The 13882-nt window shown below is 59.1% G+C and carries 11 protein-coding genes and 1 tRNA gene; 7 read left to right on the top strand and 5 right to left on the bottom strand.

Annotated elements, in window-relative coordinates; all coding sequences use genetic code 11:
• Positions 1–41 precede the first annotated feature (41 nt).
• The 3 genes from gpt to fabI form a co-directional block, all read right to left on the bottom strand.
• The gene (gpt, locus tag Q4577_RS10555; RefSeq protein WP_303467749.1) at positions 42–545 is read right to left on the bottom strand and encodes a xanthine phosphoribosyltransferase; all 504 of its coding nucleotides are present in this window, start codon (positions 543–545) and stop codon (positions 42–44) included.
• Between the two features lie 117 nt (positions 546–662).
• Positions 663–1313: a LysE family translocator gene (locus Q4577_RS10550; protein ID WP_303467748.1), complete on the bottom strand. Its 651-nt coding sequence runs from the start codon at positions 1311–1313 to the stop codon at positions 663–665.
• Positions 1314–1318: 5 nt separating this feature from the next.
• Positions 1319–2125 carry an enoyl-ACP reductase FabI gene (fabI, locus tag Q4577_RS10545; RefSeq protein ID WP_244689924.1) on the bottom strand — a complete coding sequence of 269 codons (807 nt, stop codon included), beginning with the start codon at positions 2123–2125 and terminating at the stop codon, positions 1319–1321.
• A gap of 147 nt (positions 2126–2272) precedes the next feature.
• Here fabI and pdxH point away from each other — a divergent pair, with 147 nt between their 5' ends.
• The 5 genes from pdxH (at position 2273) to Q4577_RS10520 (ending at position 8490) form a co-directional block, all read left to right on the top strand.
• Positions 2273–2878 (top strand): pyridoxamine 5'-phosphate oxidase, encoded by a 606-nt coding sequence (pdxH, locus tag Q4577_RS10540; RefSeq protein WP_303467747.1) that lies wholly within the window; start codon positions 2273–2275, stop codon positions 2876–2878.
• 111 nt (positions 2879–2989) lie between these two features.
• Positions 2990–3520, top strand: coding sequence for a cold-shock protein (locus tag Q4577_RS10535; protein WP_244689922.1), 531 nt, complete (start codon positions 2990–2992; stop codon positions 3518–3520).
• The gene (locus Q4577_RS10530; RefSeq protein WP_303467746.1) at positions 3520–3972 is read left to right on the top strand and encodes a DUF192 domain-containing protein; all 453 of its coding nucleotides are present in this window, start codon (positions 3520–3522) and stop codon (positions 3970–3972) included. Before Q4577_RS10535 ends, Q4577_RS10530 begins: the two co-directional genes overlap by 1 nt.
• A gap of 175 nt (positions 3973–4147) precedes the next feature.
• Positions 4148–4224: transfer RNA gene (locus tag Q4577_RS10525), tRNA-Pro, on the top strand.
• Between the two features lie 603 nt (positions 4225–4827).
• Positions 4828–8490, top strand: a complete 3663-nt coding sequence (locus Q4577_RS10520; protein WP_303467745.1) for a vitamin B12-dependent ribonucleotide reductase — start codon at positions 4828–4830, stop codon at positions 8488–8490.
• A gap of 185 nt (positions 8491–8675) precedes the next feature.
• Here Q4577_RS10520 and Q4577_RS10515 read toward each other — a convergent pair whose 3' ends face one another.
• Entirely contained in the window at positions 8676–10118 is a 1443-nt protein-coding gene (locus tag Q4577_RS10515) for a carnitine 3-dehydrogenase (protein WP_303467744.1), read from the bottom strand.
• 22 nt (positions 10119–10140) lie between these two features.
• Positions 10141–11052 carry a 3-keto-5-aminohexanoate cleavage protein gene (locus tag Q4577_RS10510; protein WP_303467743.1) on the bottom strand — a complete coding sequence of 304 codons (912 nt, stop codon included), beginning with the start codon at positions 11050–11052 and terminating at the stop codon, positions 10141–10143.
• Between the two features lie 143 nt (positions 11053–11195).
• On the opposite strand from Q4577_RS10510, the gene guaB reads away from it, so the two are divergent.
• Positions 11196–12644, top strand: a complete 1449-nt coding sequence (gene guaB, locus Q4577_RS10505; RefSeq protein ID WP_303467741.1) for an IMP dehydrogenase — start codon at positions 11196–11198, stop codon at positions 12642–12644.
• Positions 12645–13796, top strand: a complete 1152-nt coding sequence (locus tag Q4577_RS10500; protein ID WP_303467739.1) for an RsmB/NOP family class I SAM-dependent RNA methyltransferase — start codon at positions 12645–12647, stop codon at positions 13794–13796.
• Positions 13797–13882 lie beyond the last annotated feature (86 nt).

The following is a 13882-nucleotide window of genomic DNA, read 5'->3' as shown; positions in this document are numbered from 1 at the left end:
TTGTGGGCCGCTTCGCTGCCACCTTGGAAGACTGGCGTCGATCAGTCCTTGCCGCGGTAGGGTTCCACATATTGCAAGGCCATGTCCCAGGGGAAAAAGATCCAGGTGTCCTGGCTGACCTCGGTCACAAAGGTCTGGACCTGCGGGCGGCCCATGGGTTTGGCATAGACCGTGGCGATATGGGCCTTTGGCATATGGGCGCGCACCGTTTCGATTGTCTTGCCGGTATCCACCAGATCGTCGATCACCAGCACACCAGTGCCATCGCCAATCACATCCATATCCGGGGATTTGATCACCTTGGGTTCGGATTGCGATTGGTGGTTGTAGCTTTTGACCGAGATTGTATCGACGATTCTGACGTCAAGCTCACGTGCGACAATCATGGCCGGGGCCATGCCGCCACGGGTGATCGCCACCACCGCGCGCCAGGCACCATCGTCCGGTCCATGCCCGTCAAGCCGCCAGGCAAGCGCCCGTGCATCGCGGTGCAACTGATCCCAGCTGACGTGAAACCCTTTTTCATGCGGCAGGCGGTCGCTCATGGCTGTCTCTCCGTTTTTTTTGGATTTAGCCGATGTGATCGGCAAAAGAAAGCTGGCAGATCGCATTTGCCGCCCAACTGCGTTTGGCAGATGTGTTTGGGGCCGGCGGTGCCGGGGTCAGCGCCCGAAAATCAAGCGCAGGCCAAGGGCCGTCAGCACCAGCGCCGCCACCCGGTCAAACAGATGTTTCATCCGCAGGTATCCATCGCGCGCCGGGCGGGTCGACAGGATCAGGGCAAAGCCCGAATAGACAAGCCATTCCACTGCCAGATGGTTGCCCACAATCAGCGCCTTTTGCGCTAAAGTCAGATCGACCGGGAAAATCACCAGCAAAACAGCCGAGGCAAAAAGTACGGATTTCGGATTGCCGAGGTTGACCAGAAAGCCGATGCGAAACGCTCTGGTCTGGGTCTGGGTCTGGGTCTGGGTCTGGGTCTGGGTCTGGGTCTGGGTCTGATCGGTGGGGGCGGCGATCAGCGGCTTGCGTGCGTCCCGCCACATCCCCCAGGCGATATACAGAAGGTACAGCGCCCCCGCGATCTTTATCGTGAGATAAGCCCATGGAATCGCGACGAATATCGCATCCAGCCCCAAAAGCGCCAGCGCGGTCCAGCACCCCGCCATCGCCCCAAGACCCAATCCGGTGGCAATCCCGACCCGGGTGCCAAACAGCAAGGAGTTGCGCAAAGACAAAAGCAGCGCAGGCCCGGGAGAGGCAAGCGCCGCCAGCAGCGTCAGGTTAAAGGCAAGGATATGTTCCCAGCCCATGGTCCTCAGCCTTTGGAAATGTCGGGGGCGTCAACCGCCTTCATTCCGACCACATGATAGCCGGCGTCGACATGCAGGTTTTCACCGGTCACACCCGAGCCAAGGTCGGACAGCAGGTAAAGCGCCGATTTGCCGACATCGTCGATGGTGACATTGCGGCGCAGCGGCGAATTGTACTCATTCCACTTCATGATGTAGCGGAAATCGCCGATGCCGCTGGCGGCCAGCGTCTTGATCGGGCCGGCGCTGATCGCATTGACGCGAATGCCGTCTTTGCCCAGATCCTCGGCCAGATATTTCACCGAAGCCTCCAGCGCGGCCTTGGCCACACCCATGACATTATAATGCGGCATCACCTGCTCGGCACCGTAATAGGTCATGGTCAGCGCCGATGCGCCGGGCTTCATCATCTTTTCGGCCCGCTGCATCACCGCAGTAAAGGAATAGACCGAGATATCCATTGTCATGTTGAAATTGCCGCGCGTGGTATCGACGTACCGACCGCGCAGTTCGCTCTTGTCCGAAAACCCAATGGCATGGACCAGGAAATCAAGCTCGCCCCAGCGCTCTTTCAGCTCTGCAAACAGAGCATCAATCGAAGCCTCGTCATTGACATCACAGGGCAGAACGATGTCGCTGCCCAATTGCGCCGCCAGGGGATCAACACGTTTTTTCAACGCATCCCCCTGATAGGAAAACGCAAGCTCAGCCCCCGCATCGGAGAGCGCACGTGCAATCCCCCAGGCGATTGATTTGTCATTGGCCAGACCCATGATCAGGCCACGTTTTCCTGCCATCAAAGTGTTTGACATGTTGCACCCTTCGCCCGCTGTCTTTCCCTATGGCTTTATGGCATCCATAACAGCGCATCAAGTGCGCGCAGCGCACAAAACGGGCGGTCAGACAGAAGGATGCAGGAAACATTCGATCTGGCCGTCATGGCGAAAAGGGCATGACAGATGACGGAAAGAAACGGGATCTTTGCCGGGGATGATCCATTTGCGATCTCAAGGCGCTGGCTGGCCGAGGCCGAGGCACAGGAAATCAACGATCCCAACGCGGTGGCGCTGGCCACTGTTGATGCGGCGGGGATGCCGAATGTGCGTATGGTCCTGCTCAAGGACATCGAAGATGCAGGGTTCGTGTTCTATACCAATTACGAAAGCGCCAAGAGCAATGAGATCGCCGCCAGCGGCACAGCGGCTTTTGTCATGCATTGGAAATCTCTGCGCCGTCAGATCCGGGTTCGGGGTCATGTCACCCGCGAGGACGGGGCGCAGGCGGATCGCTATTATAACTCGCGCTCATTAAAGAGCAGGCTGGGCGCCTGGGCATCGGCCCAGTCACGGCCACTGGATGCGCGCAGCACATTGATGGCCGAGGTTGCCAAGATCACGGTTCAGAAGGGTCCGAACCCGGATCGGCCGCCATTTTGGGGTGGCTGGCGAATCACTCCGGTCGAAATTGAATTTTGGGCAGATGGCGCATTTCGGCTACACGATCGTTTCGTCTGGCGGCGAAAAAATGCCGAGTCTGCTTGGGAAATTCAGCGACTTTGCCCGTAGATTTCCCGTAACGCGAAATGCAATTCTCTAAAAAAACAGGCATTTGCACTTGCAATCTCATGGGTCTTGCTTGCAAGTGTTAACATGGAAGTGAACGAGCTAGAGTCTGACTTGACACAAGAAATTATCTATCCTGATCGGGTCGAAGGGCGCGTGAAATGGTTTGATCCTCTGAAGGGGTTCGGGTTTATCGTCGCCGAGACGGGCGGCCCGGATATCCTTTTGCATTCAAACGTATTGCGCAACTATGGCCAAAGCTCTGTCGCGGATGGCGCCGGGATTGTTGTCGAGGTTCAGGAAACCCCGCGCGGCGTTCAGGCGGTCACGGTTGTGACCATCGAACCCCCCGAGGACGACGGTACGCCGCCACTGGCCGATTTCGAAGCTTTCGATCCAACATTGATCGCAGCTGCACCGCTGGAACCCGCGCGGGTCAAATGGTTCGACAAGGGGAAGGGGTTCGGGTTTGCCAATGTGTTTGGCAAATCGGCGGATGTCTTCCTGCATGTCGAAGTGCTGCGCCGATCCGGTCTGGCTGATGTTCAGGCTGGCGAAGCCCTGTGCGTGCGTGCCATAGATGGCAAACGCGGATTGATGGCGGTTGAGGTTTGTCCATGGGAAAGTGCTTTGAAACCCGAGTAATGGCCATTGCGGCCGCTGCGATTCTTTGGGCCGGGGCGGCGCTTGCCGCCTGTGAGCCGGGCAAGGTGGAGCTGGCCGGGGATTTCGGAAGAGTGTCGTTCGACGTCAGCGTCGCGGATGACGTTGACGAAAGAGGCCGCGGCCTGATGTTCGTAGAGGACATGCCGAACAGCACCGGGATGCTGTTCATCTATCAGGAACCGCACAAAGTCAGCTTCTGGATGAAAAACACGCTGATTCCCCTGGACATGATATTCATTGACGCGCGCGGCGTGGTCAAAAAGGTCCATGCCAAAGCGGTGCCCGGCGATCTGCGCGGCATTTCCAGCGATTTTCCCGTGCTGAGCGTGCTGGAGATCAATGGCGGCTTGGCGGCACGTATCGGCATCAAACCCGGCACTTTGGTCCGTCACAGCGAACTGCCACAGGCCGGGGCGGCCTATCCCTGCTGAAGGCTGCCATTGTCGCGCGCCATGGCGCCAGCGCGACATTGTGGAAAGAGCGGGGTTGTGGATAGATTTCACCGCCGATTTCGACACTAAATTCGATGTTGTGAATTAACATTCCAAAAAGCGTCATAAAACGCTTTTCATTACCGCAAAGCCGGATTAAGAACAGCCTCGGTTTCGGGGCGTAGCGCAGCCTGGTAGCGCGACGGTTTTGGGTACCGTAGGTCGCAAGTTCGAATCTTGCCGTCCCGACCACTTCACCAGCACACAATATATAGTAGCCCCCACCGGGGCAGAGCGGTCATTTTGTGGCCGCTTTGGTCGTTTCTGCGGCATTTGTGGTTCTGACATACCGTCCGTCGTATTTCTGCAACATTCAAGTTATCCACAGCCAATTTGCGCGGATTTATGCAGGGCGCGCGACGGCGGTTTGTGACGCCAGTCCACTAAACATGCCGGAAACATAGAAAATTCGCGGGTACAGCCTGTGGGCAAATCTGTGGGTATTCCGGGGCTGAATCGGCCGGGCCCCCGGTGGCGGGCGGGTCAAGATAATTTTGTGGAATTTATCTAAAAAAACCTTGTTGCGGTCTATGTTCGGATACGTCAAATTGTGGTTGCTGCTAACGGATACACTACATGTTGTGTCGGCTGGCAGTTCGGGGACAACAACCACTCACTCGGGCGTTCTGCCGCTCATTCATACATATCCGGTCATGGTCCGGGCGTATCCGCTGCTGCGGCGCCAAATTCGGACGGCTGGTCATATGCGTACGTTACAAACGGGCGGCGGTGCTGCCATCGACAAAGGGCCCAACGCAGGTCCGGGCGCGAACACAAAAGGTCAAAGAGGCAAAGATGAAAATCGAAAGACGGTTCACCAAAGCAGGCCAGGATGCTTATGCAGATATCGATTTCGTGACGACCGCGTCCGAAATCCGCAATCCTGATGGCACCATTGTATTCCGTCTGGACGATGTCGAGGTTCCCGCATCCTGGAGCCAGGTCGCAAGCGATGTCATCGCGCAGAAATATTTCCGCAAGGCCGGCGTGCCAACGGAAATGAAGAAAGTGCGCGAAAAAGGTGTGCCTGAATTCCTGTGGCGCTCTGTCCCTGCCTCGGACGAGACCACAAAATCCGGCGAAACGTCCTCCAAGCAGGTTTTTGACCGCCTTGCTGGGGCCTGGGCCTATTGGGGTTGGAAGGGCGGCTATTTCACCGCCGAAGAAGATGCGCTCGCCTATTTTGACGAAATGCGCCATATGCTGGCGACGCAACGCGCCGCGCCGAACAGCCCGCAGTGGTTCAACACCGGCCTGCACTGGGCTTATGGCATCGACGGCCCGGGGCAGGGCCACCACTATGTGGATTACAAGACCGGCAAGCTGACCAAATCGAAATCGGCTTATGAACATCCCCAACCACATGCCTGCTTCATCCAGTCGGTGGCAGATGATCTGGTGGGTGATGGCGGCATCATGGACCTTTGGGTGCGCGAAGCGCGTCTGTTCAAATACGGCTCCGGCACCGGCACCAACTTCTCGTCCTTGCGCGCCGAAGGCGAAGCGCTCTCGGGCGGTGGCAAATCCTCTGGGCTTATGGGCTTCCTGAAAATTGGCGATCGCGCTGCGGGGGCCATCAAATCCGGCGGCACCACTCGCCGCGCGGCCAAGATGGTGATTTGTGACGCCGACCACCCGGATGTCGAAGAATTCATCAACTGGAAGGTCAAGGAAGAACAAAAGGTCGCCTCGATCGTGGCCGGTTCGAAAATGCACGAGAAAATGCTGAACGGTATTTTCGAGGCGATTGCCGCATGGGACGGCACAGTCGAAGATGCCTATGACCCGGCGAAAAACGACACGCTGAAGGGCGCGATCCGTGCGGCCAAAAGCACGATGATCCCAGAGACCTATATCAAACGCGTGCTGGATTACGCCCGTCAGGGCTATGCCAGCATCGAATTCCCGACCTATGACACCGATTGGGACAGCGAAGCCTATGCGAGTGTTTCGGGCCAGAACTCGAACAACTCGATCCGCGTCACCAATGACTTCCTTGAAGCGGTGAAAAAGGACGAAGACTGGGCGCTGTTGAACCGGACAGACGGCAAGGTTGCCAAGACCATCAAGGCGCGCGACCTGTGGGAACAAGTGGGCCATGCCGCATGGGCCTGTGCCGATCCGGGCATTCAGTATCATGACACCGTGAACCAGTGGCACACATGCCCCGAAGACGGCGCGATCCGCGGATCGAACCCGTGCTCGGAATATATGTTCCTTGACGATACCGCCTGTAACCTGGCGTCGATGAACCTGCTGACCTTCTTCCGTGATGGCAAGTTCCAGGCCGATGAATACATGCACGCCACACGTCTGTGGACGCTGACGCTGGAAATCTCGGTCACCATGGCGCAATTCCCGTCCAAGGAAATCGCGCAGCTGTCCTATGACTTCCGCACGCTGGGTCTGGGCTATGCCAACATCGGCGGATTGCTGATGAACATGGGCCTCAGCTATGACAGCGAAGAGGGCCGGGCGCTTTGTGGGGCTTTGACCGCGATCATGACCGGCGTGGCCTATGCCACATCGGCCGAGGTTGCCGGAGAGCTGGGGCCGTTTTCCGGCTACAAGCGCAACGCCAAACACATGCTGCGGGTGATCCGCAATCACCGCACCGCCGCATATGGCAAAACCAAAGGGTATGAGGGGCTGACGATTAACCCTGTTGCCTTGGATCACAGCAATTGCCCGGATGCGACCCTGATCGACCTGGCGAAATCCGCCTGGGACGAGGCGCTGGAGCTTGGTGAAAAACACGGGTTCCGCAACGCGCAAACCACAGTGATTGCGCCAACCGGCACAATTGGTCTGGTGATGGATTGCGACACCACCGGCATTGAACCCGATTTTGCATTGGTGAAGTTCAAGAAACTGGCCGGTGGCGGATACTTCAAGATCATCAACCGCTCGGTTCCGGCAGCGTTGGAGAAGCTTGGATATTCCTCGTCTCAGATTGAAGAGATTGTCTCTTATGCTGTGGGTCACGGCACATTGGGCAATGCACCGGGCATCAACCATACTTCGTTGATCGGCCATGGGTTTGGCTCGAACGAGATTGAAAAAGTCGAAGGCGCATTGGCCTCGGCGTTTGATATCCGCTTTGTGTTCAACCAGTGGACGCTGGGCGAAGAGTTCTGCCAGAACGTGCTGGGCATTCCGGCAGAGAAACTGAACGATCCGACTTTTGATCTGCTGCGCCATCTTGGTTATTCCAAAGCCGACATTGATGCTGCCAATGACCATGTCTGTGGCACCATGACCCTGGAAGGCGCGCCGTTCCTGAAAGAAGCGGACTACGGCATTTTCGACTGTGCCAACCCCTGTGGCAAAAAGGGCAAGCGGTTCCTGTCGGTCAACAGCCACATCGACATGATGGCGGCGGCGCAATCCTTTATCTCGGGTGCGATTTCCAAGACCATCAACATGGCCAATGACGCCACAATCGAAGATTGTCAGGCCGCGTATGAACGCAGCTGGCAGATGGGGGTCAAGGCCAACGCGCTCTATCGTGATGGTTCGAAATTGTCGCAGCCTCTGGCGGCGGCGCTGGTCGAAGATGATGACGAAGCGGCCGAAGTTCTGGAAAGCGGATCGCAACACGAAAAGGCCACCGTGCTGGCCGAAAAGATCGTGGAAAAGATCATCGTCAAAGAGATCATCAAAACCGAACGCGAAAAGATGCCAGAGCGCCGCAAGGGCTATACCCAAAAGGCGATTGTTGGCGGTCACAAGGTCTATCTGCGCACCGGTGAATATTCCGACGGCACCCTTGGCGAAATCTTTATCGACATGCACAAGGAAGGTGCGGGGTTCCGCGCCATGATGAACAACTTTGCCATCGCCGTGTCGGTGGGCCTGCAATATGGTGTGCCGCTGGAGGAATTCGTCGACGCCTTCACCTTTACCAAATTCGAACCCGCCGGCATGGTGCAGGGCAACGATTCAATCAAGAATGCCACTTCCATCCTCGACTATATCTTCCGCGAACTGGCGGTCAGCTATCTGGACCGCACCGACCTCGCGCATGTGAAACCCGAAGGCCACAGCTTTGACGATCTGGGTCGCGGTGTCGAAGAGGGGCAAAGCAACGTCACCGAGGTGAGCGAAACTGCCGCCACCAAATCTCTGGCCGTGCTGAAGCAGATCAGCTCGACCGGATACCTGCGCAAACGTCTGCCACAGGAGCTTGTTGTGCTGCGTGGCGGTCAATCCGAAGATCCGGTCACGGCCCTCCAGACCCTGGTACCGGAACTTTCGCAGGATGGCAGCCTTGCCACCGCGGTGACGACGACAACAACGGCGGTCGCCAGCGGCGGCATGTCGATGGATGCCCGCGCCAAGGCCAAGATGCAGGGCTATGAGGGCGAAGCCTGTGGCGATTGCGGCAACTACACGCTGGTGCGCAACGGGACTTGCATGAAGTGCAACACCTGCGGCGGCACAAGCGGCTGTAGCTAAGCACGCCGCCAGATCCTTTCGGGGATCTGGCATCGACAAGAGGTTCGGGGGCGGGTGCGCTCGCCCCGGCGCAACCCAGGCCGCAGGCAAAAATAGTAGAGCGGTGTAACGATGAGCTTGGTTTGTGAAACTGGGGCGCCTTGGCGCCCCTTTTCTTTGCCGTCACAGCTCTTTTGCCTCACACATCAGGTTTTCTGGCCCACTGCGCGTCCGGCCCCATCCGGCAGGGCCAGCGCCGCGTGATCGGCGGCGTATTGCGCCAATGCGCTGGCAATTTCTGGCGGTGGCGGCGTGCTGCGCCGTGTGGTCAGGTCGACATGGATCACCAATGTCTCCACCGTCGCAACCAGCCGTCGATCCGCCCCGGCCAAAAGCCGGTGAAAGAGATGCATCTTTTTGCCTTTACCAGCAATGACTTGTGTCGTGACCCTTATGCGGTCGCCTGCGGTGACCTCGTCCAGATGGCGGATATGGGTTTCCACAGTGAAAAAGCTTCGCCCCGCGGCGATATAGGCGGCATCGACCCCGACCATTTCCATAAAACGGTCGGTCGCCTGGGCCGCGACCTCTAGATAATGGGTTTCGTTCATATGGCCGTTGTAATCGGTCCAGGTCGGCGGAACGCTTCGATCAACGGTTTGGGGAGAGTCTGTAACCTGTTTGCGTGTCAGGGTTTTCTCATGTTGCGCCACCGTGCCGCCCGCCGCCGTGCCACCCTGTTTCAGCGCCCGGATCATCGCCACCAGATTGCCGTCGCGCTGGCGCTCAAGCTCCTGAAACGTCAGGTGGCCGGATTGCGCATCTGATTGGCTGGCGATCAGATCGACAAGATCTGGCGTGAACTCTGGCACATCGGTCAGTTTCGACCAGGGCCAGGCCAGTGCCGGTCCGAATTGCTGCATGAAATGGCGCATCCCGGCCGCGCCACCGGCAATGCGATACGTTTCAAACAGCCCCATCTGCCCCCAGCGCAGGCCAAAGCCATAGCGGATCGCATCGTCGATTTCCGCCGTGGTGGCGATACCATCATGCACCAGCCAAAGCGCCTCGCGCCAGACCGCCTCTAACAGCCGGTCGGCGATATGAGCGTCGATTTCCGCGCGCACCAACAGGGGATGCATGCCCAGACTGGTCAGGATTTCGGTGGCGCGCTGCGTCACCTCTGGCGCGGTGGCGGCAGAGGGCACCAGTTCCACCAATGGCAACAGGTAAACCGGGTTGAACGGATGCGCGACAATCAATTGCCCGGGGCGGCGCACCCCCTGTTGCAGGTCACTGGGACAAAAGCCAGAGGTCGAAGAACCCACAATGGCGCCCACATCTGCGCTTTGCTCTATCTCTTTGTAAACGCGTCGCTTTAGGTCGATGTTTTCCGGCACACTCTCCTGTATCCACAGGGCGCCCTGGATTGCGGTTTGTATATCGGGTGCAAAGGTCAATTGCCCCTCAACCGGCAGGGCCACGTCATACAAAGCCGGAAGCGAGGCGCGGGCATTTTCCAGCACGGCGTTGATTTTGGCGGCGGCATCGGGGGCTGGGTCGTGGACTGCCACGTCCCAGCCATTTAACAGGAACCGCGCCGCCCAACCGCCGCCAATCACGCCGCCGCCAATGATTGCTGCTTTCATATCAATCCCTTGCCATCAAAAGTTAAACCGGCGCACGTTTCACCAGCCCAAGTTTGTCACGCACCTCTTGTGGTCCGATGACGCGCGCGCCCAACCGTTCGATAATGCCGACCGCGCGTTCCACCAATTGGGCGTTGGTGGCCAGAACGCCGCGCTCCAGCATCAGGTTGTCTTCCAGCCCGACACGCACATTCCCGCCCGCCAGAACGGATGCCGCGACATAGGGCATTTGGTTGCGGCCCAGCCCAAAGGCCGAAAATGTCCACCCCTCCGGGATGCCGGCCACCATCGCGAGAAAGGTCGTCAGATCGTCCGGTGCGCCCCAGGGCACGCCCATGCAAAGCTGAACCAATGCCGGATCTTCCAGCACGCCTTCGCTTGCCAATTGTTTTGCCAGCCAGAGATGGCCGGTATCAAAGGCTTCGATTTCCGGTTTGATCCCCAATTCGGTCATCCGCCGCCCCATGGCGCGCAACATGCCGGGGGTGTTGGTCAAGACATAATCGTTTTCGGCAAAATTCATCGTGCCGCAATCCAGGGTGCAGATCTCGGGCCGACATTCGATCACATGCGCCAGACGTTCCTCGGTGCTGATCAGATCGGTGCCTTTGGCATCCAGCGGCAAGGGCGCGTCGGGCGGGCCGAACACCACATCGCCGCCCATGCCACAGGACAGGTTCAGCACCACATCGACATCCGCCGCGCGAATGCGGTCGGTCAACTCGCGGAAATATTGCGGGCGCCGCGACGGCGCACCGGTGTCGGGATCGCGCACATGGCAATGCACAATGGCGGCCCCGGCACGGGCGGCGGCAATGGCGCTGTCGGCAATCTGTTGCGGTGACCGCGGGACAGCTGGGCTTTTGTCCTGGGTCTGGGCCGCGCCGGTCACAGCGCAGGTGATGAACACCTCTTGGTTCATGGCAAGCGGCATGGAATCCTCCCTCTGGTTTGGGAAAGCTTAGGGGGGACACAGTCGGGACGCAAAGCCGCAGTTTGCTCCTTTGGCTCTTCCCTTTCGCCCGGACCCGTGAAATAGGGAGGCGTCAAATGCTGCTGCTCGAAGGGGGTTCGCCCATGAAGATTCGCGAGGCGCTGACATTTGACGATGTGCTGCTGGTTCCGGCTGCGTCCAATGTTTTGCCATCCACTGCCAACACCGCCACATATGTGACGAAATCCATTGCGCTGAACATTCCGTTGCTCAGCTCGGCGATGGATACCGTCACCGAAAGCCGCATGGCGATCACCATGGCCCAGGCCGGCGGCATGGGCGTGATTCACAAGAACCTGAATGCCGAAGAACAGGCCCGCGAAGTGCGGCGGGTGAAACGCTTTGAAAGCGGCATTGTCTATAGCCCGGTGACATTGCGGGTCGATCAGACGCTGGCGGATGCCAAGGCCCTGATCGAGCGTTACAATTTCACCGGTTTCCCGGTGGTCGATGAACGCGGCCATGTGGTGGGTATCCTGACCAACCGGGATATGCGGTTTGCCTCGTCCGATGACACGCCGGTGAAGGCGATGATGACATCGCAGGATCTGGCAATGCTGGCCGAACCGGCGGATCTGGAAGAAGCCAAAAGCCTGATGCGGGCGCGCCGGATTGAAAAGCTGCTGGTGCATGATGGCAAGGGCAAGCTGACCGGATTGCTGACCCTGAAGGATACGGAACAGGCGGTGTTGAACCCGACGGCCTGCAAGGACCGGTTGGGGCGGTTGCGGGTTGCGGCAGCGACAAGCGTTGGCGATTCCGGGTTTGAACGGACCGAAATGCTGGTGGATGCCGGGGTCGACATTGTGGTGATTGACACCGCACATGGCCATTCCGCTGGCGTGATCGAAGCGGTGAAACGCGCCAAACAACTGTCGAACGAAGTACAGGTGATTGCGGGCAATGTCGCCACCGGCGAAGCGACCCGTGCGCTGATTGATGCCGGGGCCGATGCGGTCAAGGTCGGGATCGGGCCTGGGTCGATCTGTACCACACGTATGGTGGCCGGTGTTGGCGTTCCACAGCTGACGGCAGTGATGGACTGCGCGGCGGCGGCCGGCGATGTGCCGGTGATTGCCGATGGTGGTATCAAATTCTCTGGCGATTTTGCCAAGGCGATTGCCGCCGGTGCCTCCTGTGCCATGGTTGGCAGCATGATTGCCGGCACCGATGAAAGCCCGGGCGAGGTGATCCTCTATCAGGGCCGCTCATTCAAGGCCTATCGCGGCATGGGCAGTCTTGGCGCCATGGCGCGTGGCTCGGCCGATCGGTATTTCCAGAAGGACGCCGCCAGCGACAAATTGGTGCCCGAAGGGATCGAAGGCCAGGTTGCCTACAAAGGGTCGGCCGGTGCGGTCATCCACCAATTGGTCGGCGGGCTGCGGGCCGCGATGGGCTATACCGGTTGTGCCACCGTCGAAGAAATGCGCCGAAACTGTGAATTCGTGAAAATCACCGGTGCCGGCCTGCGTGAAAGCCATGTGCATGACGTCCAGATCACCCGCGAAAGCCCCAACTATCGTGTCGGGTAAATGACGCCCGAGGCGCGCATTCACTCAGCCGCAGAGTTGCTGGATGCTGTATTGGACGGGCAGGCCGCAGAGCAGGCCCTGACCCGTTGGGCGCGTGGCAATCGCTATGCCGGGTCCAAGGACCGGGCCGCGATCCGCGATCTGGTGTTTGATGCGCTGCGGTGCAAGCGGTCTTATGCGGCTTTTGGCGGCAGTTTGACCGGGCGCGGTCTGATGATTGGCGCGTTGCGCGCCGCAGGGCGCGAACCCGATCAGCTGTTCACGGGGCAGGGCTATGCGCCCGCGCCCTTGACCGATGAGGAACGTCAGGGCAGCCGCGAGCCCGAGGCCGCCGAGGCCCGCGACCTTCCCGATTGGCTTTGGCCAGAGTTTTCGGCGTCGCTGGGCGACAAGGCCGAGGCCGAGGCGCAATTCCTGCGCGCGCGGGCAGATGTCTTCTTGCGCGTCAACCTTCTGAAAACGGACCTCGAAGCCGCCAAGAACGCCTTGGCGGACGAGGGGATTGTCACCGAGGCACACCCCTTGTCCTCTACCGCCCTGCGCGTCGTCGAAGGCGCGCGGCGGGTCCATCTGGGGGCGGCCTATCGTGACGGTATGGTCGAGCTTCAGGATGCTGCGTCACAGGCGGTGGTGGATTTTCTGCCGCTGAAATCCGGTCAATCGGTGCTGGATTTCTGTGCCGGTGGCGGTGGCAAGGCGCTGGCGCTGGCCGCGCGTCTTGGCGGGCCGGTGACCGCACATGATATCGACACTGCCCGGATGCAGGATATTGCCCCGCGCGCGGCGCTGGCAGGGGCGGACATCACCATTGATCCCGCACCGCAGGGGCGCTTTGATCTGGTGCTGTGTGATGCGCCCTGTTCCGGCAGCGGAAGTTGGCGGCGCGCGCCCGAGGCGAAGTGGCGTTTGACCCCGGATCGGCTGAACGAATTGCATGAAATGCAGGATGCGGTCCTTGACTCCGGCGCGGCGCGTGTCGCACCGGGCGGCTATTTGGCCTATGTCACCTGTTCCGTGCTGGAATCGGAAAATAGCGCGCGTGTTCAAAGCTTTATGTCGCGCTCCCCCGATTGGAAACTGGAGCGGACCCATCAATTTACCCTGGCCGATGGCGGTGATGGGTTCTTTGTCGCGCTGCTGGTTCAATCGTAGGCTTCCGCATGGGTTGCATGATTTCCCGCATAGGGTGTAGAGTGACGAAAGGGTCTTAACCGCCTATTAACGACCAATGGGTGTAA

Source organism: Marinovum sp. 2_MG-2023 (assembly GCF_030548265.1).
GTDB lineage: Bacteria > Pseudomonadota > Alphaproteobacteria > Rhodobacterales > Rhodobacteraceae > Marinovum.
The sequence above is the reverse complement of the archived record's forward strand: the minus strand, read 5'-3'. Positions and strand labels throughout refer to the sequence as shown.